The sequence below is a fragment of the Acidovorax sp. AC410 genome (assembly GCF_979253235.1).
This window is the reverse complement of the sequence record NZ_CEEDCG010000001.1, coordinates 763,501-783,175: the sequence shown is the minus strand read 5'-3', so window position 1 is coordinate 783,175 and position 19,675 is coordinate 763,501. Positions and strand designations below refer to the sequence as shown.

Here is a 19,675-nt window from a genome sequence, read left to right as displayed (position 1 = left end):
CCATGCCACCTAGAGATACCAACGGTTGCCCGGTGGAAGTCGGCACAACGGTACGGCTGCTCTCCCTTTCCGGCCAGTGGCTGGACGATTTGCCGGCGGAGGAACGGGCCGACGTTCTGTCGATGGTGGGCGAAGTTTTCATCATCGAGGAGATCGACGAGCACGGTCATCCGTGGGTGCGAAAATCCTGGCCCAACGAGGCGGAGGGCCGGTGCCACTCCCATTCAATTGCGCTTGAGCAGCACGAGATGGTGGTTGTGCAAAATTCTCGCTAGCGTTTCGCTGCGCAGCCCCAGGAGAGACCCGTGTCCAGAGTATCCACATCGCTCAACCCATCCCGCTGGGTCCGCGCAGCACATTGCGCGAGGTTGAACTGATGCAAGAACGCAGCGACATCTACGCGTACTTCTGGGTTGAGGGGCACTCTGTCTCCCACGCCGACATATCGGCTCGCCTCGGCCTCATGCCCACATCGACCCGCAGTATTGGCGAGAAGGAACGCTATGGGTACCCCGCCAAGGCCAACAGTTGGGAGCTGCTTAGTCCTCTGGCGCGCGGGCAAGGACTTCTTCAAGACTACCTTGACGCACTCCTTGGTCTTTTGGAAACGAATGCAGCAGCTGTTCGCGAGCTGACTTCCGATTGCTCCGCTGGCATCAACTGTGTCGGCTTCTACTACGGCGCCAATCCCGGTCTGCATCTGTCCACCACATTGATCGCACGCCTGGCCGCGCTGAATTTGCCGGTGGACTTCGATCTGTACAACTACGGTCGCGAAGAGACTGCCTGACGCGTCGACCCGCGCCAGCACCGGTTCATCGAATGGGGCCACTCGCCTAAGTTTCGCCTAAGTGTCCGCTTCGACACTGCCTTCCATCACAGCAACTCCTTGCTACTGAACGGAAAGGCAGATCACCATGAACACCTCCAGCTTTGTCGCATCCACCCCCCGCCGCCTGATCGCCGCGCTGGTGGCCGCAGGGGCCCTGGGCGCCGCGAGCGTCGGGCTCATCAGCGGGCACCAGGCGCGGGCCTCGGCACCAGCGCCCGCGCCCCTGGTGGCGCAGGCCGCCTTGCCCGCGGGCACGGCCTTGCCCAGCTTTGCGCAGATCACCGCGCAGAACGGGCCGGCCGTGGTCAACATCAGCGTGACGGGCAGCACCCGTGGCGCCCAGGCCGGTGGCGATGACGACGACGAGCGCCCCACCGCGCGCCAGCAGCGCCAGGCGCCCGGCATCGACCCTGACGACCCGTTCTATGAATTTTTCCGCCGCTTCGGCGTGCCGGGCGCGGGTGGCGGCGGCGCGCAGCCCAACGTGCCCACGCACGGCCAGGGCTCGGGCTTCATCGTCAGCTCCGATGGGTTGGTGCTGACCAATGCCCATGTGGTCAAGGGCGCAAGCGACGTGACCGTGAAACTCACCGACCGGCGCGAGTTCCGCGCCAAGGTGCTGGGCTCGGACCCCAAGACCGACGTGGCCGTGCTCAAGATCGAGGCCAAGAATCTGCCCACGGTGCGCCTGGGCAGCACGCGTGACCTGCAGGTAGGCGAATGGGTGCTGGCCATCGGCTCGCCCTTCGGCTTCGAGAACAGCGTGACGGCCGGCGTGGTCAGCGCCAAGGGCCGCTCGCTGCCCGACGACAGCCTGGTGCCCTTCATCCAGACCGACGTGGCCGTGAACCCCGGCAACTCTGGCGGCCCGCTGTTCAACGGCCGTGGCGAGGTGGTGGGCATCAACTCGCAGATCTACAGCCGCTCGGGCGGTTACCAGGGCGTGTCGTTCGCCATCCCGATCGAGCTGGCCGACAAGATCAAGGAGCAGATCGTGGCCACCGGCAAGGTGCGCCATGCCAAGCTCGGTGTGGCGGTGCAGGAGGTGAACCAGGCGTTTGCCGAATCCTTCCAGCTCGACAAGCCCGAGGGCGCGCTGGTGGCCAGCGTCACCAAGGACAGCCCGGCCGACAAGGCCGGCCTGCAGGCGGGCGACGTGATCCGCCAGGTGGACGGCCAGCCCATCGTGGCCTCGGGCGACCTGCCCGCCTGGGTGGGCCAGGCGCAGCCGGGGCAGAAGGCACGCCTGTCGGTGTGGCGCCAGGGCAAGCCGCTGGAGCTGACCGCCACCCTGGGCGACGCCAGCGACAAGGGCAAGAACGCCCAGGCCAAGGCCGACGAGGCTGTGGGCAAGGGCCAACTGGGCCTGTCGCTGCGCCCGCTGGACCCCGATGAGCGCCGCGAGGTGGGCGTGAGCGCTGGCCTGGTGATCGAGCAGGCGCGCGGCCCGGCCGCCGCCGCGGGGGTGCAGCCTGGCGACGTGCTGCTGGCCATCAACGGCGCGCCGGCCAAGGACATCGAGCAGGTGCGCGCTGCCATGGCCAAGGCGGGCAAGTCGGTCGCTCTGCTGATCGAGCGCAACGGAGACAAGATCTTCGTGCCGGTCCGTTTGGGCTGATCGTTCCCGCGTGAAAGGGGCTGCTTCGGCAGCCCCTTGTCATTCATTCGCTATGCTTGCCCCACCATGCGCCTGCTCCTCGTAGAAGACGACCCCATGATCGGCGAAGCCGTGCAGGACCTGCTGCGCGCCGAGCACTACGCCGTGGACTGGGTGCGCGATGGCGATGCCGCCGACACGGCCCTGCGCACCAGCGCCTATGACTTGGTGATGCTGGACCTGGGCCTGCCCAAGCGCGACGGCATCGCCGTGCTGCGCGACCTGCGCACGCGCAAGGACCGCACCCCCGTGCTGGTGGCAACCGCGCGCGACGCCGTGGCCCAGCGCATCGAGGGGCTCGACGCCGGGGCCGATGACTATGTGCTCAAGCCCTATGACCTCGACGAGCTGCTGGCCCGCATCCGCGCGCTGCTGCGCCGCGCCTCGGGCCGGGCCGAGCCGGTGTACGAGCACAAGGGCGTGAGCATCAACCCCAGCACGCGCGAGGCCAGCGTCAACGGTGTGCCCGTGGTGCTGTCGGGCCGCGAATGGGCCGTGCTGGAGCCCCTGCTCGCGCGCCCGGGCCTGGTGCTGTCGCGCCAGCAGCTCGAAGACAAGCTCTACGGCTGGGGCGACGAGGTCAGCAGCAACGCGGTGGAGGTGTATATCCACGGCCTGCGCAAGAAGCTCGGGCCCGACATCCTGCTCAACGTGCGCGGCGTCGGCTATCTCGTACCCAAAGCATGACGACGACGCAGTCCAAGTCCTGGCGCACAGCGCTGCAGTCCCTGCTGCCGCGCTCGCTGCGTGCGCAGTTGCTCATCTTCCTGCTCGCTGCCATCCTGCTCGCGGGTGCCGTGCAGGGCGTGCTGGCCTACCGCAGCGCGCTGGACGAGGCTGATGCCCTGTTCGACTACCACATGCAGCAGACCGCGCTGGCCCTGCGCGCGGGCCTGCCGCCCGATGCGCGCGACCTGGGCCAGGGCCTGTCGGGCGAGGACGAGAACCACGAGTTCATCGTGCAGGTGTGGACCAACGAAGGCCTGCGCATCTTTGAGTCGGCCGTGGGCGCCGCGCTACCGCAGATCGCCGTGCTGGGCTTTGCCAACGTGCAGGCGCGCGGCGGCACCTACCGCGTGTTTTCGCTGCAGACGCGCTCGCAGGTCATCCAGGTGGCGCAGAACATGGCCGTGCGCAGCGGCATGGCGCGCACTCTGGCGCTGCGCACGCTGGCGCCGCTGGCGGTGATGGCGCCCCTCTTGGTGCTCGCCGTGTGGTGGGGCGTGAGCCGGTCGCTGGCCCCCGTGGAGCGCGTGCGCCGCCAACTGGCACGGCGCCAGGCCGACGACCTGTCGCCCGTGAGCGATGCCGCCCTGCCCGACGAGGTGCAGCCCCTGGTGACCGAGCTCAACCTGCTGTTCGAACGCGTGCAGAGCGCCTTCGCCGCGCAGCAGCACTTCGTGGCCGATGCCGCGCACGAGCTGCGCTCGCCCCTGGCCGCGCTGCGCCTGCAGCTGCAGGGCCTGCAGCGCGCCAGCGACGATGGCGCCCGCGCCGTCGCGGTGGAGCGCCTGTCCGCCGGCATCGACCGCGCCACGCGCCTGGTCGAGCAGTTGCTCACCCTGGCCCGGCAAGAGGCCAGCGCCGCCGGCCCCACCCCCACCGAGGCCGTGGACCTGCGCGCCGTGGCCCAGCTCGCCCTGGCCGACGTGGCGCCCGCCGCGCAGGCCCGCGACATGGACATGGGCCTGCTCGAATCCGATGCGGCCCCCGTGCCCGGCCGCCCCGAGGCCCTGCGCATGCTGGTGCGCAACCTGCTCGACAACGCCGTGAAATACACGGCCCCAGGCGGCCAGGTGGACCTGCAGATCCAACGCACGGCCGATAACGCCGTGGACCTGGTGGTCGAAGACAGCGGCCCTGGCATCGCCCCCGAGCACCGCGAGCGCGTGATGCAGCGCTTCGTGCGCGAGACGGCCGACAGCGCCCCCGGCAGCGGCCTGGGCCTGGCCATCGTGCAGGCCATTGCCCAGGCGCATGGCGCCAGCGTGGCGCTGGATGCCTCGACTCGGCTGGGCGGGTTGCGGGTCACGGTGCGGTTTGCTGGGGTGGTGACCGCTCCCGTCGCATAGGCAGCACCGGTTGCGGCATCCTGGCCGCACAATGCGCCGTCATCACCATCACTGGGCGAGCGTATGAACTTCATCGTGTTGGGCGCAGGCGCCATCGGCTGCTACGTGGGCGGGCGCCTGGCCGCGCAGGGGCAAAGCGTCTGCCTGGTCGGCCGCCCGCATGCCATGGAGCCCCTGGCGCGTGAGGGCCTCACCGTCACCGACCTCGACGGCTACCGCGCCCACGTGCCCGCCGCGCAACTGCGCCTGGCCAGCACGCTGGCAGAGGCTGCGCCGGGCCCAGATACGGTGGTGCTGCTGTGCGTGAAAAGCGGTGCCACCGAAAGCGCCGCGCGCGAGCTGGCTGCTGCGTGCGCGCCCGGCACGCCCGTCATCTCGCTGCAGAACGGCGTCGACAACGTGGCCCGCATTGCGGCCCAGGCCCCCACCCTCAAGGCCCTGGCCGGCATGGTGCCCTACAACGTGGTGCTGCGCGGCGCCCAGGTGCACCGCGCCACGGCCGGCGCCATCCAGCTGCAGTGCGATGCCGTCACCGAGCCCGTGGCGGCAGTCTTCAACGCCGCCGGCCTGGCCACCGTGCTGCCGGGCGACATCCGCGCCGTGCAATGGGGCAAGCTGCTGCTCAACCTGAACAACCCGGTCAACGCCCTCTCCAACCTGCCCCTGCGCGACGAACTGCTCGACCGCGACTGCCGCCAAATCTTCGCCGCCCTGCAGACCGAGGCCCTGGGCGTGATGGAGCGCGCCGGCATCACCCCGGCGCAGGTGACCGCCGTATCGCCGCGCATGCTGCCCAGGGTGATGCGCCTGCCCAACTGGCTCTTCACCCGCCTGGCCAGGCGCATGCTGCAGATCGACGCGACCGCCCGTTCCTCCATGTGGGACGACCTCGAAGCCGGCCGCGTGACCGAGATCGACGCCATCTGCGGCGCGGTGGTGCGGCTGGCCGCGCAGCATGGCGCGCAGGCGCCGCTCAGTGGGCGAATGTGCGAGCTGCTCAGCGGGCCGCGGTTGCGGTTGACGGGGGTGGAGATGAAGAGGGCGGTGGGGTTGGGGTGAGACAGGGGGTGCCAGGAGCAAGCCTTTTGACCCTGCGCAAACCCGTGCGCCTTGCAGCCACGGTGCTTGCCCCATCGCAAGCCCGTACTTGCGTGGCTGACGCCCCCATGCCCGACTGCTCGACCTACACCGTACCCTGGCGCGCTGTGCGCGGGTTCACAGGCGGCTTCCGGGCCTGACTGCCAGGGCCACGATGGCGATACCACCAGCGATGATCAACGCGTCCTCGATCAGGCCGCTCTTCGTCTGGCCGATGTGTTTCATGGCGCTCTTTCTGGCATCCAGGGTGATGTAGGCCAGAGGCACTGCTGTGGCCACCGCTGCCAGCGCCCCGGCTTGCTCACGGCCGCGTGGTGCCAGTGCCGCGCCGGCAATACCGGCGCTCATGACCCGCGCCAGCAGGCCCAGAGCAACGGTCCTGTCAGGGGCCGTCTTCATCTTGTCGCCGGCCAGTTCCCCGGCGCCCATCGCGAGCGCGCCATACTTGAACAAGGGGCGGTCCAGCAGTGCGAGCCTGCCAGGCGTGGAGTGGCCCAAAAGCCTTGCTGCCGACAGCGTGGCCATCGGTGTCATCGAGCGGGCGCTGGCAACCGCCCCTATGAGCGCGGACCAGAGCAGGCTTGGCGTTTTCATGTGTTTCCCATCGGTGATGCAGATGGGCAATCGTCGGGGGTAACCGGCATTCCGGGGATTGCTTGAACTCGCTGACAGCCGTAGGACAGTCTCGCGCGTCGCAGTACGGCTGCCCACAAAAGCTACGATGGCGGCGAGAGGCCGACAGCATCCAACCAATCCATCCAAATTTTTGGCAACGGCTTGTCGATACCCAACCCCTTCGTTCGTCGTAGCAACAGGAGGCCGTAGAAACAGGGGCGCATGGCACGCACCGTGTGCCCGTCTGCCCCCCAAAGCCCATCCACCAAGGAGCCAGCCCATGCCCGAGTCCAGCACCAACGCCAGCACCACCCCTGTCAAAGGCCCCGCCTCGTACTTCCCTTCCATCGAGGCCAAGTACGGCCAGCCCATCAGCCACTGGATGGACGTGCTGCGCGCGGCGGGCGCGCTAAAGCACATGGAGTATGTTGCCCTGCTCAAGACCGACCACGGCCTGGGCCATGGGCATGCCAATGCACTCGTGGCAGCCTACCTGGCCAAGAGCAAGTAGCGACCCTAGAAGCCAGGACCTTGTGCGGCCCGGGGCCGGGCCGTGCAGGCACGCGCCACAATGGTGCGGTGCAGCGCGCGGCCTCTCAAGGCCCGCTGCCCTCGCCGGTCGCCAACGGCACCTGCAACCCCGCCTTCAAGCACCCCAGCGACACCGAGGTGCGAAACCGCCGCACGTTGTCATCGCCCTCGAACAGGCGGCGCGTCAGCGCGTCGTAGTCGGCCATGGATGCCACCGTCACCACCAGCAGGTAGTCGGCCTCGCCCGTCACGCAGTAGCACTGCTGCACGGCCGCCTCGGTGGCAATACGGGCGCGCAGCGGGGCGGTGCGGTCGGGGCGCTCGTTTTCCAAATGCACCTCGACCATGATGGTCAGGGGCAGGCCCACCTTCTCGGGGTCGATCACGGCCACGTTGGCGCGGATCACGCCGGTCTGCTCCAGTCGCTGGATGCGCCGCTGCACGGCAGGCGCCGACAGGTGTACGGCCTGGGCGATGGCGCGCTGGGGCGTGGTGTTGTCCTTTTGCAGGATGTCGAGGATGGCCAGGTCGAAGGCGTCGAGGGCGGGGGCGGCGGGCATGGCGGACCTTCCAGCGGCAAAGGGTTGGTGAGCGAAAGTTGCGCGACAGGGTTGAAATTAGAGTCAAAAGCACGCCATGGTCGCACTATATTTTCAGCCATGTCCTCCCTGTTGATCCGCTACCAGCGTTTTGTTCCCTTTCTCGCCGTGCTCGGCGCCGTCACTGCCCTCGGCATTGGCACCTCGTGGGCCAAGCACTACCTGTTTCCCTTGGTGGGCGCGCAGGGCACCACGGCCGTGCGCGTGGGTTTCTCCGCGCTGCTGCTCTTGCTGCTGTGGCGGCCCTGGCGCTGGCACCTGTCGCGCAAAGACCTGCGCGCCATCGTGCTCTATGGCGCCATGCTGGGCGCCACCAACCTCACGTTCTACATGTCGCTGCGCACGCTGCCTTTCGGGCTGGCCGTGGCCATCGAGTTCTCGGGCCCACTGCTCATGGCCGTGCTGTCCTCGCGCCGCGCCATCGACTTCGTGTGGGTGGCCCTGGCCGTGGTGGGCCTGGGCATGCTGCTGCCCCTGGGCATGAACGGCAGCACGCTCGACCCCGTGGGCGTGGCCTATGCGCTGGCGGCCGCCACCTTCTGGGCGCTGTACATTGTGTTCGGCAAGCGCGTGGGGCACCTGCACGCCGGGCATTCCGTCTCGCTGGGCCTGCTCGCCGCAGCCGTGGTGGTGGTGCCCGTGGGCGTGGTGCATGCCGGCACCGCGCTGCTGTCGCCCTACGTGCTGCTGGTGGGCCTGGCCGTGGCAGCCGTCTCCAGCGCCATCCCCATCTCGCTGGAGATGATGGCCTTGAAGCGCCTGCCCAAGGAGGCCTTCGGCATCATGATCAGCATGGAGCCCGCCGTGGCCGCCCTGCTGGCCCTGGTGCTGCTTGGCGAGTACCTGACGTTCAACCAGTGGCTGGCCATTGGCCTGGTGATGTCGGCGTCGATGGGGACGGCGATGACAGCGCGGCGCGCCGAGCCGGGCAAGCTGCAGCCGGCGTAGAGGTGGGCGGGGCGGCACCCCGCAGACGTCGGGCAGAATTGGGCTACCCACAGGAGCGCACCCAGGTCGTGCGTGCCGCCACTTCCAGGAGAAACCAGTGACCACAACGAAGGGCATGGCCCGGCTTGTTCCACGGGCTCTGCGGGCTGCAGGCTTGCGCACCGGCCTGGCGGGCTCGGCGCTGCTTCTGTTCGCGAGCGTGCCCTTGATCGGATGCACACCCCCGGACGCCCCGGTGGTGGTGATGGACGCAGGAAAGATCCAGGAGGTGAGGAACTGCCCACCCTCTGACCCAAAGTATGAATTTGAATGCCTTGGCCTGGCGTGTCAGAAGACGTTGTTTGAGCGGGGAACGATTCCGGCCGGTGCGCGTATCGTCGCGACCCAGGGTACCCATACCTCCGACATGGCCGGAAAGACCTGGCATCAAGTGAAGTTTCCACACGGCGACGGTTTCGGGTACGCGGAGTGCGAAATGCAGGGCAAGGACGTGATCGCCGCGCACGGGCTGAGGGCGCGCGACCAGAAATGGTAAAGACCGCGTAGCTGCAGCCAACCATGCAGGGTGAGCTTTTCGCCTGGCGGCCCATCCCAACCGGCTCCCCCCGCTACGAGGTAGGTGATAGGCCGCTCAAGCAAAGAGTTAGATCCCAACTCCATCCGCATGCCGTGGAGGACTTGTGGACGGCTAGAGCGGACGTCGAACCCCCTTGCGAAACTCCTCAACATAGTACTCAACGGGATGTGCGGTTCCGCACGAATAGAGCTTGCAGGTCGTTCTATCCACGATCACAGGCGCATTGCCTGCAAGGGAGTGAAGGAAATCACCCGTCTTCACGTATTCAGCCGAATCGTAGAAATAGACCCATCCGAAGTCGTGCTCGTCGATGCTCGTTATGGCCAACTGATGGGGTGGGCGGTTGGCGTTCACCGGCAACGCAGATCCGAAGTTGTCCATTGCTTGCTCCAAGCGCCGCAGGTACGCCCGCACGGTTTCGTCAGCGGTGTGTTGGGTGGTCATGAAGTGGCTCGCATCCTGGGTCGGAGACCCCGTGTTGGAACAGATCTGGGCGGTGAGTCGTCTGCCTGGATGACCGGTTGTCGCCGATTGCACCCCACCTACTTCGGCACGCAGGCCGCGTACGGGGCCTTGGGGTCTTGCATATCGGCTGCAGAAGACGCCATGCTGAACGGCTTGGCAAACTGCTTGGCGCCCTTGTCGCGGGCAGCGCGCGAGCGCAAGTCATCGACCGGCACCCAGCGGCCGTCTTCATAGACAAAGTTCAGCATGTACATGAATCGGCTCGAATCCCACAGGCCATCGCCCGCGGTGACCTTGATCTGCCGGGCGGCCTCTTCCCCAGGGGCCTTGACGTGGGCGACGACCTCGGTGATTTCGATGAAGGCAGAAAAGGGCCGGATCAGCGAGTCGGTCTTCTTCACGTCGTAACGCACCTCGATGGGCAGGCGCGCCGTCTTGATCCAGGACTTCAGCCCCTCGCTGAACTGCACTTCGGTGGCGGGCTTGGCTGCATAGAACGCTTTGCAGTTGGCGACCAGCGTCTTGAATTCGGCCACCGCATCGGACGCGGCCCAAGCCTGTGCACCGCCGAGGGCCAGCAGGGTTGCGACAAGCAGGGGGTTTGCAGATTTCATGGTAGGAAGTTCCGTTGCTTGGGGCTGTTGATGGGGTGGGGTGCGCGTGGCGCCAGGCGCCGTGGCCCTGTGGGTGCTCCCCTGCTGACATCACAATTATCGGCAGCGCTTACGGCGTTCACGGTGGGTCTGCAGGTCGTCTGACATCGACTTGCTCCTGCCCGCGCCGAAGAGAGCCAACCATCCGGTGAACAGGGCAAGCCCGCCGACAAGAAGAATCGCGGTGAGATCCATGCCTGCCAGTACCATCCCGAAGGCCGCTGCGCCAATGGCCAGGGCAATGCCCCCCAGCACCAGGCGCCTCGCCCACAGGTACGTGCCGTACATGGCACGCTCAGCGCTCGAGACAGGCTCGCTGGTGCCCTGGTTGTCTTCGTAGAACGCCTGCCAGAAGACCCAGAAAATCACGGGCGGCAGCAGCAGCAGGACGATGATGCCCCGCTGCGCATACACCAGCGCCCAGGCACAGAACGCAATCAGGGCAATGCCTACAGCCACGAGAACCCAGCGCTCGATGATTTCCCAACGCTCCATGCCTTCTCCCGATAAATGAATGGATGGCTGGGCCCATGCGTGTCCGCTGCCGGCCCTGGCCGATGGCTGCCATCGTAGCAGCGGTGCCCAAGGCACATGCTTGCAGGCCATGGGTGGGGCGGGCGGGCCTTGGTATTGATCGCTGGCAGCAGCCTCAAGTGCAGGCTCGCGCGTTGCACCAGTCCGGGTACTCCACCTCGAAGGTATCGCCCTTGCGCCGCAGCACCATCCAGATCTGTCGTCGCATCGGCGGTTCTCCCTCTCACGTGTCTTGTCCAGTGGCTGGCGCAGCCTTGGCCGCCGGTGGCCGTGGTGGCTCGGTGGCTCGGTGGCTCGGTGGCTCAAGTCTAATGCGCCGTTTCGCCAACCGGTACCACTCATATGGCCGGTGGATATCGCGACATGGCAAGGCGCCAACCGCAGCGGTAGCCCGTGCCATAGCGGGAATGGTTCAGGCCATCGCGGCGGGGCCCGTTGCGCTGCTGACAATGCACCCATCCGGACCGGTACTGCAGCAGGTGCCTGTAGGACAGCAGGGCCTGCGAGGCGCGGGCTTGCAGGCCCTGGGTGAGGCCCCTGCTCCTACACCCCTTGCGTGCGCAGCGCGCCATAGTGGAAGTGCCGCTTTCATGGTGCGGTGCCACGTGGGCAGACGTGGCCGGATAGGCGCCGAGGCGTTTGCGGGTACTCCAGCCGGCCTATCTTTTGCCCGCCCTTCGGGGCGGGCATTTTTTACCGGTTCGGCTGGCGGCTGTGGAGCCACGGCCTGCGGTGCAGATGCTGGGCGTGCTGCGAAGGCAGTCCGCAGCGAGGCGGCTTGGGGGAGACGTAGCCGATGGCGCCGTGCCCCCGGTTTGTCCCCAGAGCCGGTGTCGCGCTTGCAAATCATTGATTGGCAAGGCATGGGGTGGTCCCCTCGACAGGAATCGAACCTGTATCTAGCGCTTAGGAGGCACTCGTTCTATCCATTGAACTACGAGGAGGACGCAGCGGGCGATTGTAGGGGCAGTGCGGAGGCTCCTTCGGCAAGACCGGTTTTTGCGCTGCGCACTGCCCCCGCATGCGGCTTTGCCTTCAGCCGGATGGCTAGGAGCGTGCGCGGCAGAAGGAGCATCGGCTGCAACGCCCGACAATCCGGTCTCGCCGGGTATCACCTCCGGCGCCCAGGGGCCACCCTGGGCTTGTCGGTACTACCCAGCGATCCTCGGTTTTCGGACGTTTCGCTTCGATGCCTTCTGCCGCGCACGCTCCTAGGCGGGAAGCCGCTGACAGTGCTGTAGCACGGCAAGGCGAACCAACGACGCCAGGCGGTTGAAGGCACAGCCGCATCAGTCGTACTTCAACGTGTAGATGATGTCCACCGCACTCTGCGCCCCCGTCTGCCCGCGCAGGGTGAGCCGGCGCGACAGGTCATAAAAGATGTACAGCGTGCCCAGGGTGCCCGACAGGCTGCGCTCGTACGTCACGTACAGGTCGGTGGACAAACGCTTGCCAAAAGTCAGGGCCGCGCCGGTGGCGTCGTCGCCCGAGCCGGGGCCTTTGAAGCCGATTTCGTCCAGGCCCAGGCGACTGGCCACATTGGCGGTGCCGCCGCCGCCCTTGCGGCCCAGCAGGGCCAGGGCGGCCTGTTGCAGCACGGCGGCTTCGGCGCCGCCGGCAGCGGCGTCGCGGCCCAGAACCACCCACGAGAGTTTTTCGGCGTCGGGCAGGTCCGGGTCGGAGTACAGGCGCACACGCGGCGCCAGGGCCGAGCCGCTGACCTGCACGCCGGCGCGCACGCTGATGTTGGGGCGCAGCGCCAAAATGTCGAGCGAGGGATTGTTGTACGGCCCGCTGAAGCGGATGAGCCCGGTCTCCACGTCCAGCACCTGGCCCCAGGCACGGTAGCGGCCCTGGTCGGTGCGCACCTCGCCGATCACGCGCGGGGGCGCGCCGGGCACGGCGCTGCTGCGGATGTCGAGCTCGCCCGTCAGGCGCGTGGTGATGCCCTGGCCCTGCAGCGCGAAGTCGCGCCCCAGGTTCAGGGTGATGGCGATGTCGGGCGGCTTGGCCGTGGTGGGCGTGGTGCCGGTGGCGGGCTGCGCGGCGGCCTGCGTCGCCTTGGCCACCGCCTGGGCCTTGGCTTGCGCCTCGCGGTCCTTGGCGGCGGATCGCACCACCACGTCGCTGCCCAGGCTGGGCGCGGTCTCGTCGGGCAGGATGATGGTGGCGCGGTCGGTCGTCAACTGCCCGCGCACGCTGAACTGGCCCTGCTGCAGCTGCGCCTGCACCTTGCCCGACACGCTGACCTGCCGGTCGGCCCGGCCCAGCACCTGCAGGGCCTTGGCCTCGGCCTGAAAACTCATGCCCAGGCCCGACATGCCACTGTTGTTGTTGGCTGCCGCGTCGCCCCAGGTCACGCGGCCGGTGCCGGTGAGGCTGCCACCGTCCTGCGGGGCAGCCGTGCGGTTGCCGCTGTAGCCGGGGATGCGCGCCTTGCTGCCGCTGCCCCCGCGCAGGCGAAACTCCGTAATGTCCAACTGGTTGCCGTTGAGCGCGGCGCGCAGGCGCCCGCCCTGCAGGTCCACCCCGTCGAGGATGGAACGCACGGCCAGCTCGTCGGCCCCCAGCGTGCCGGCCCAGCGCGGCGCGGCGCGGGTGCCCGACAGGGTGGCATTGGCATCGAGCGTGCCGCGCACGCGCCAGCCCGGCGGCGCCAGGGCCGACCACACGCCCACGTCGGGCAGGCGGGCGCGCAGGGTGCCGGCCAGCGGCGCATCGGGCGCCAGCCTGGTCTGGTCCAGCGTGCTCCCCAAGGTGAGGCGGGTGCTGGCCGTGGCGTCGACCTCGCCGGCGCGGTCGCTGGCCCACACCAGTTTGGCGCGCAGGGCATCGCCCTCGGCCTCCAGGCTCAGCTCGGCCTGGCGCACGCCGGCATTGCTGCCACGGCCAGGCTCTTCGGTCACGGTGGCCTTGGGGCTGCCTGCGCCTGTGCCCTGGCCGCTGCTCTGCACGGTGGTGATCGCGGCCGTGCTGTCGCCAGCCAGAATGCGCAGGTCGCCCGAGGCGCGGCGCAGGCTGGCGCTGGCGCGCAATGCATTGGTGGTGTCCACGTTCCACTGCCCGTCGAACACGATGTTGCCCGCCAGGCCCAGGCGGGCCAGCAGGGGCTGGGCGGGTTTGCCGGCGGCATCGCTGCCGCCGCCAAAGGCATCCACCCAGGCCATGGGCAGGCCCTGCAGGCTGCCCTGCGTTTGCAGGCGCAGCGGGCTGCCGCCGCCACCGGCGTAGGTGATGGGCTGCCAGCGCAGCGTGGCGGTGCCCGGCACTGGCCCGGTGATGCGCGCCTGGCCGGCCGTTGCCTGCACCGACAGGGCGGCGCTGCCAGCGGCCGGGGTGGTGCCCGATGCCGCAGCAGCAGGGGCTGGCGTGGCCGCACCCATGCGCAGCTTCACGGTCACCGGCTCGGCCAGCTGCACGGCCCAGGGGCCGGGCAGTTGCGTGTCCTGCGCCTGCAGGCGCAGCTCGGTCACCTGGGCCTGCCACTCATTGGCGCCGCCCATGCCGCCCGACAGGCGCGTGCGCACCGTGGCGCGCTGCGTGCCGGTGCGGGCCTCGCCATCCAGCGCCAACGTGGCCTGGGCGAGCGAGCCCGACACCTCGGCATTCACCCCGCGCAGCTGGATGGCGGACATGGGGCTCGCAACCCCTGTAGCGCCCTTGCCCGGTGGCAGCGCCACGTCGAGCTGCGGCGCATTCACGCGCGCCTGCAGGGTGAAGTTGCTGTCGTCCTTGCCGCCTGCGGGCAGGGCCCTGCCGGCCGCCAGCGCCTCGATCTGGCGCTGGGCGGTCTGCCAGCCGCCCGTCCAGCGCGCATTGATCTGCGCCTGGCCCTTGGCCGTGGCGCCTTTCATGGCATCGCCCAGGCCCGGCAGGCTGGCCAGCCAGGCCTGCGTGCGCTCGGCATCGCTCAGTTGCAGCTGCAGCTCGCCCGCGCCCTTGGTGGGTGCGATCTGCCCATTGGCGCTGGCCGTGGCGCCCGGCACCGTGGCGCGCAACTGGCCCTGGGCCGATTGCTCGCCGATGGCCACGCGCAGCTGCGTGGCCTCGACCTTGGCCTGCAGGGCGTCGAGCAGCAGGCGGTCCAACTGCACCGTGCCGCCACCCGTCTGCGCCAGGTACTGGCCCTGGGCGGTGAAGACGTTGATGCGCAGTAGCGGGGCGCCTTTCTTGCCCGCAGCCTGCACGGGGGCTTGCGCAGGCGCAGCGCCCGTGGCGCGGATGTCTGCCGTAAAGCGCACGGCCTGGTCGGCCTGGCCCTGGGCCGTGATGCGCCCGCCCAGCGGTGCTGCGGCCAGCGCGGTGTGCAGCGCGTCAGGCCGCAGGTTGCGCAGCTCTGCCTGGCCCTCGGCTGCGCCGGTGGCGGGGGTGAACTGGCCCTTGAGCGCAATGGTGCCAGCCGCCTTGCCGGTGCCGATGGTGGCGGTGGCGGCGGGCACATCCCAGCGCGCGCCGTCGAAACCCGCGCGCGCCTGCAGCGCGGCCAGGGGTAGGTGTTTTGTGTCCCACGGGCCGGGCAGGTCGTTGCGCAGGTCGGCCTCGATGTTCCAGCCCGTGCCGGCGAGTGAGGGCGCCGCAGCGGGCGAGGTGGGTGTGGATGCCGGGGCCGAGGGTGCGGCAGGGGCGCCAGGGGCAGCAGCAGTGGTCGCCACCGGGTCCACCTGCACCGTGCCATGCAGCAGCGTGCGTGGTGCCTTCGGCCACAGGGCCGCCAGGTCCAGCGCCTTGAGGGTGGCAGCTGCCTGCTTGAGCGGCTGGGGCACCCAGGGGAGGATGGTGGCCTGCACATCGGCCTGCATGGGCTCGGCGGGGGCGCTTGCCTTGGCGGCAGTTGCGGGTGCGTTCTTGCGCGGCGTAGCGGTGGACGCCGATGCAGCCGGTGCCGCCGCCTGCGCCGTCACCGCCACGGGCTGCAGCCGCGCAGCCAGCTCCAGCTGCGCCGCCGCCGTGGCCAGCGTGCCCTGCAGCGTGGCGTGCGCGCCCACCTGCAGCGGGTGGCCGCCGCCCGGGGGCGTGGTCTGCACCGTGCCGTCCACCGTGGCGTCGATGGCCATGGGGGTCTGGGCCTGCAGCTTCACGCGGGCGCTGTAGCGGCCCTGGGCCAGCTCCACGTTGTCGATCTTCAGGTGGTGCTCGGTGCCGTCGTAGCGGTAGTCGCCGGCCAGGTTCTGGGCTTGCACGGCGGGTTGGCCGGCCAGGCTGATCTGCTGCTCGGGCGAGCCCGCCCACTCCAGGCTGTCCACCTTGAAGGGCACGGCCACCTGCACCGGCAGCACCAGCTGCTCCAGCGGTTTCAGGGGCTCGGTGCTGCTGGGCGCCGTGGCCTGGGGGGTGATGCGCACGCGCGCGGCATGTACCTCGCCCAACTCCACCTTGCGGCTGAGCAGCGGGGCCAGTTGCCAGCCGATGCGCGCGCCGTCCACCTCCACCACCATGGCAGGGCTGCTCCAGCGCAGCCAGCCAATGCTGCCGCCTGTGCGCAGCGATCCGCTCACGTCGCGGCTTTCCAGCTTCTGGTCCGCCGGCAAATACTGCGCGGCCCGCGCCAGCGCCATGGCCAGCGATGTGCTGCTGCCTGCCCACCACCACGCGCCACCGGCTATGGCCAGCACCAGCGCCAGCAGGCCCACCAGTAGCCATGCCAGCAGCCGCAGCCAGGTGCGGCGCCGGCGCGGCGGTGGCGGCGGGGCCGACGACCCGGCGCTGAAATCGGGCGAGCGGTGGGCAGTGGCAGAGGAAGGCGGGTTGCGTGCGGACATCAATCAATCGGTCAGAGGATCAGGCGGGCGGTAAGGGGTAAGAAAAGAGGAGAGTCCGGTCAGAAGCTGAAGCCCAGGCGCAGGTGCAACCGCAGCTCCTTGGCCTGCACGCCATAGGCTAGGTCGGCCTGCAGCGGGCCCACCGGGCTGCGCCAGCGCACGCCGGCACCCACGCCCACGCGCGGGTCCAGGTCGCCCACCTTGTCGGCCACGGCGCCGGCATCCACGAACAGGGTGCTTTCCCAGTCCGTCATGCTGCCCTTGTAGACGATGGGGCGCTGCCACTCCAGGCTGCCCACGGCCATGTAGCGCCCGCCGTAGAGCTGGTCGTTGTCGGTGCGCGCACCGATCTTGCGGTAGCCATAGCCGCGCACCGTGGTGTCGCCACCGGTCAGGAAGAGTTGGGTCACCGGCAACTGCGCGCCCTCGCGCGCAAACACCGCGCCGCCCTCGGCCCGCACCGCCAGCCGCGCCGTGCGCGCGGCGCCGTCGTCAGCCTCCACCCGGCCCGCCGGGATGAAGGTCTGCCAGCGCAGCAGCGTGCGCACAAAGGGGTCGCGCTCGGGCGTGAGCGTGGTGCCCACGCCCAACTCGGCCGCAATGCCGTGGCCCCGCGTGGGGGCGGTGTTGTTGTTGAAGTAGCGGCCCGTCCAGCCGTAGTTCACGCTCAGCGCCGTGCCCGAGGGCGGGGCGTTCAGCCCCTGGCTCTTGGCATAGTCGTACTGCAAGAAGTAATTGCGGTCGATGTTCTTGGTGCTCTTGCTGCGGCCGCCGCGCAGCCGGGCGCTGTTGGTCTCGTAGTCGCCCGTGTCTTCGCGCTGCACCTGGCCGCCGGCAAACCAGCGCCAGCCGTTCTCGCCGGGCAGGTCGGTCCACTCGGTGCTGAGCAGCTTGTTCTTGCGGTCGAGCGACAGTTTGCTCACCGCGCGCCAGCCCAGCAAGGGCATCTGGTTGTGGATGTGGTCAATCGTCAGGCGCGGCCCGCTATCGGTCGACAGGCCGGCACCAAACACCACCTTCTGCAACTGTGCCTCGCGCACCTGGGCCACCACCGGCACGGCCAGCGGGTCGGTGCCCTCGGTGTCCAGCGTCAAAAACACCGCGTCGTAGTACCCGCTGCTGGCCAGGCGCAGCTGCGCGTCCAGCAGCTCCGTCTCGTCGTAGATCGCGCCCGTGGGCAGGCGCGCCAGGCGGCGCGCGCCATCGGGGTCATAGCGCTGGTTGCCGTCCACGCGCAGCGGGCCAAAGCGGTACAGCGGGCCCGTGTCGTAGGCCACGCTCAGGTTGGCCTCGTGCTTGTCGGCGTCCACCTCGGCACGGCTGTTGGTGATGCGCGCCGTGGGGTAGCGGCGCACCTGCAGCTGGCGCAGGCCATCGTTCTTGGCACCGTCCCACGCCGACTGGGTGAAGGCCTTGCCCGGCGGCAGCCCCCAGCCGTTCTGCACCCGCCGCAGCTGGCGCGCGCGGCCTTCTCCATCCTGCGCGTTGCTGACTGCTTCGGCAAAGGTGATGTCGGCCTTGGCAATGTGCGTCTGCGGCCCCGGGTCCACCGTGATCACCACCGTGCGCGGTGCCAGCTTGGCATCGGGCGTCTCGGTCAGCTCGACCTTGATGGTGGGCGCAAAGTAGCCCAGCGTGCCCAGCAGCTCGCGCGCATTGGCGTCGGCCGCGCCCAACAGGCGCTGCAGCTCGCTGGCCTGCAGGTCGGGCAGCTGGCGAAAGCGCTGCAGCTCCAGGTGCCGCTCCAGCGTCTCGCGCACCGAGTCCGGCCCGCGCACCTCCACCGCAAACGAGGGGCTACCGTCCGAGTCCGCCTCAATGGGGCTCGACGCCGCATCGCGCGGCGCCTCCTCACCCCCGCGCCCAGGCAGCAGGCTGCAGCCCTGCAGCAGCAACGACGAGGCGGCACTGAAAAGCAGCAACGCCGACCATCGGGCCGGCGTTGAAAAAAGGGCAGTGTGCGAGAGGGGGCTACGGGACACGGCAGGCGGCTTCGGTTGGGATGGACGGGGGCATGGTACGGCACGGTGCACACACGGCAGGCACAGCGGCACCGGCGGGTGCAAAGGCATGCACAGGGCGCAGGAGGCCTGACAGCGATGCCACACTATCGCCGCAAAAAGCGCGTTTCCTTGTAAGACAGATTCCCGCAGCGTATCGGGGTGTGTCTGGCTCGGGTAGGGGCCGCCGTGCGCGGGCCACCAGGGGCAACTTGGTCAGGCCTGTGGGTCGCGGTACATCACGTCCGTGCGCAGCACGTACTTCACCCCACCCGTCACCACCGAGCCCTGGTGCCGCAGCCGGTGCGGAAAGACCAGCGCCGTGCCCTGCGCGGGCTGCACGCGCTCCCAGCCGAAGTCCGTGCTGCCGCCCTCGAAGTCGGCGTTCAGGTAGACCATGAAGGTGAGCAGGCTCTCCTGGTCCGTCCCCACGCGCACCGTACCGTCCTGGTGCCAGGTGAACTTCTGCTCCTTCTCATACCGGTAGTAGCGAAACCGCTCGTTGAGCCCGCTCAGCAGCAATCCTTTCAGCTCCGCCGGCAGCAGCGGGCGGGCGCGCTCGAACAGCTTGGCGGCCAGCTCGCGGCGGTCGAAGATCACGCGGTCGTTGTTGCGCGCATCCTTGTACAGCAGCTCGCCATCGTCCGTGCGGATCGCTGCCTCTTCGTACCCCAGGCCCTCGCTGTCGGCGATGTACTGGGCGCACTCCTGGGGCGACAGGAAGCCATCGATGGTGAAGACACCGGCGCCAAGGGGGTTGATTTTCATGGGAGTTTGTTTGGGTCGACCACAGGCCGTTGGACACCATTGCCACGGCCCTGGTCAGGGAGCATGCCCCGGTCACATCGGGCAAACCGGTTTGCGCCGCGCTCGATGAGTATCGCCACATTGTCCGGTTTGCCTCCCATGTAGGCGTAGTGAAGCGGCGTCATCTCGAAATCACCGGCTTGGTTGATCTCCGCGCCATGGTCAAGTAGCCAGGCGATATCCTCCGGCTCGCCTTTCCAGGCCGCGACGTGGATAGGACACTCGCCGAGTGCATTTGTCTGGTTCACAGCGGTGAGGGGAATGTCCAGCCCTTCGGCGTCCACCAAGGACCACCAGTACCGCTGGAGCCTGTCAAAAACCGAGGGCACGTCTGTCTCCTGGGTTGTAGGCCTGCCGCCGCTCCTGGTCGGTCGTGGTTTCGAGCATCATCCAATCCGAATTTCTGTGGGCCGGGGCACCGGGGTAAACGAGAGATCGCAGCCTTCATGGCTGCATCGGGCTCGATATGGCGGGCATCGTACCTGCAGCCTTTGAAGAGAGCGATCAATGATTGGCAGGCAGGCAGAC

At 68.7% G+C, this 19,675-nt stretch carries 18 protein-coding genes and 1 tRNA gene; 9 read left to right on the top strand and 10 right to left on the bottom strand.

The window, feature by feature from the left end; translation table 11 throughout:
- Positions 1-2 precede the first annotated feature (2 nt).
- The 6 genes from AC0IZS_RS03595 to AC0IZS_RS03570 all read left to right on the top strand — a co-directional run bounded on the left by AC0IZS_RS03595 (position 3) and on the right by AC0IZS_RS03570 (position 5,620).
- The gene (locus AC0IZS_RS03595; protein ID WP_471634389.1) at positions 3-275 is read left to right on the top strand and encodes a hypothetical protein; all 273 of its coding nucleotides are present in this window, start codon (positions 3-5) and stop codon (positions 273-275) included.
- A gap of 101 nt (positions 276-376) precedes the next feature.
- Entirely contained in the window at positions 377-790 is a 414-nt protein-coding gene (locus tag AC0IZS_RS03590; RefSeq protein ID WP_471634388.1) for a DUF4279 domain-containing protein, read from the top strand.
- A gap of 127 nt (positions 791-917) precedes the next feature.
- The gene (locus AC0IZS_RS03585) at positions 918-2,450 is read left to right on the top strand and encodes a DegQ family serine endoprotease (protein ID WP_471634387.1); all 1,533 of its coding nucleotides are present in this window, start codon (positions 918-920) and stop codon (positions 2,448-2,450) included.
- Positions 2,451-2,516: 66 nt separating this feature from the next.
- On the top strand, positions 2,517-3,176 hold the full coding sequence (locus AC0IZS_RS03580) for a response regulator transcription factor (protein ID WP_471634386.1): 660 nt from the start codon (positions 2,517-2,519) through the stop codon (positions 3,174-3,176).
- Positions 3,173-4,561, top strand: coding sequence for an ATP-binding protein (locus tag AC0IZS_RS03575; RefSeq protein WP_471634385.1), 1,389 nt, complete (start codon positions 3,173-3,175; stop codon positions 4,559-4,561). Before AC0IZS_RS03580 ends, AC0IZS_RS03575 begins: the two co-directional genes overlap by 4 nt.
- A 63-nt stretch (positions 4,562-4,624) precedes the next feature.
- Complete coding sequence (locus AC0IZS_RS03570; RefSeq protein ID WP_471634384.1) at positions 4,625-5,620, top strand: 2-dehydropantoate 2-reductase; 996 nt, start codon at positions 4,625-4,627, stop codon at positions 5,618-5,620.
- A 156-nt stretch (positions 5,621-5,776) separates the two neighbouring features.
- Here AC0IZS_RS03570 and AC0IZS_RS03565 read toward each other — a convergent pair whose 3' ends face one another.
- A complete protein-coding gene (locus AC0IZS_RS03565) occupies positions 5,777-6,253 on the bottom strand; it encodes a hypothetical protein (RefSeq protein WP_471634383.1) in 477 nt (158 codons plus the stop codon).
- 301 nt (positions 6,254-6,554) lie between these two features.
- On the opposite strand from AC0IZS_RS03565, the gene AC0IZS_RS03560 reads away from it, so the two are divergent.
- A complete protein-coding gene (locus tag AC0IZS_RS03560; protein WP_471634382.1) occupies positions 6,555-6,785 on the top strand; it encodes a DUF4287 domain-containing protein in 231 nt (76 codons plus the stop codon).
- Between the two features lie 85 nt (positions 6,786-6,870).
- Here the strand turns inward: AC0IZS_RS03560 and AC0IZS_RS03555 are convergent, their stop codons facing one another.
- Positions 6,871-7,365: an Lrp/AsnC family transcriptional regulator gene (locus AC0IZS_RS03555; RefSeq protein ID WP_471634381.1), complete on the bottom strand. Its 495-nt coding sequence runs from the start codon at positions 7,363-7,365 to the stop codon at positions 6,871-6,873.
- Between the two features lie 99 nt (positions 7,366-7,464).
- Here AC0IZS_RS03555 and AC0IZS_RS03550 point away from each other — a divergent pair, with 99 nt between their 5' ends.
- Together AC0IZS_RS03550 and AC0IZS_RS03545 are read left to right on the top strand one after the other, a co-directional pair.
- Entirely contained in the window at positions 7,465-8,352 is an 888-nt protein-coding gene (locus AC0IZS_RS03550) for an EamA family transporter (RefSeq protein ID WP_471634380.1), read from the top strand.
- Positions 8,353-8,449: 97 nt separating this feature from the next.
- Positions 8,450-8,887 carry a hypothetical protein gene (locus AC0IZS_RS03545; protein WP_471634379.1) on the top strand — a complete coding sequence of 146 codons (438 nt, stop codon included), beginning with the start codon at positions 8,450-8,452 and terminating at the stop codon, positions 8,885-8,887.
- Positions 8,888-9,040: 153 nt separating this feature from the next.
- On the opposite strand, the gene AC0IZS_RS03540 is transcribed toward AC0IZS_RS03545, so the two are convergent.
- From AC0IZS_RS03540 to AC0IZS_RS03505, 8 genes are all read right to left on the bottom strand, one after another.
- Complete coding sequence (locus AC0IZS_RS03540; protein ID WP_471634378.1) at positions 9,041-9,373, bottom strand: YrhB domain-containing protein; 333 nt, start codon at positions 9,371-9,373, stop codon at positions 9,041-9,043.
- A gap of 98 nt (positions 9,374-9,471) precedes the next feature.
- Positions 9,472-10,008 carry a hypothetical protein gene (locus tag AC0IZS_RS03535; RefSeq protein ID WP_471634377.1) on the bottom strand — a complete coding sequence of 179 codons (537 nt, stop codon included), beginning with the start codon at positions 10,006-10,008 and terminating at the stop codon, positions 9,472-9,474.
- A 96-nt stretch (positions 10,009-10,104) separates the two neighbouring features.
- Positions 10,105-10,542, bottom strand: coding sequence for a hypothetical protein (locus AC0IZS_RS03530; RefSeq protein ID WP_471634376.1), 438 nt, complete (start codon positions 10,540-10,542; stop codon positions 10,105-10,107).
- Between the two features lie 908 nt (positions 10,543-11,450).
- Positions 11,451-11,525 (bottom strand) — tRNA-Arg (locus tag AC0IZS_RS03525).
- A 345-nt stretch (positions 11,526-11,870) separates the two neighbouring features.
- A complete protein-coding gene (locus AC0IZS_RS03520) occupies positions 11,871-16,340 on the bottom strand; it encodes a translocation/assembly module TamB domain-containing protein (RefSeq protein WP_471634375.1) in 4,470 nt (1,489 codons plus the stop codon).
- Positions 16,341-16,399: 59 nt separating this feature from the next.
- Positions 16,400-18,322, bottom strand: a complete 1,923-nt coding sequence (locus AC0IZS_RS03515) for an autotransporter assembly complex protein TamA (protein ID WP_471634374.1) — start codon at positions 18,320-18,322, stop codon at positions 16,400-16,402.
- A 234-nt stretch (positions 18,323-18,556) separates the two neighbouring features.
- A complete protein-coding gene (locus tag AC0IZS_RS03510) occupies positions 18,557-19,108 on the bottom strand; it encodes a 2OG-Fe(II) oxygenase (protein ID WP_471634373.1) in 552 nt (183 codons plus the stop codon).
- Positions 19,105-19,476, bottom strand: coding sequence for an ankyrin repeat domain-containing protein (locus AC0IZS_RS03505; protein ID WP_471634372.1), 372 nt, complete (start codon positions 19,474-19,476; stop codon positions 19,105-19,107). The genes AC0IZS_RS03510 and AC0IZS_RS03505 overlap by 4 nt, the downstream gene beginning before the upstream one ends.
- Positions 19,477-19,675: the final 199 nt, after the last annotated feature.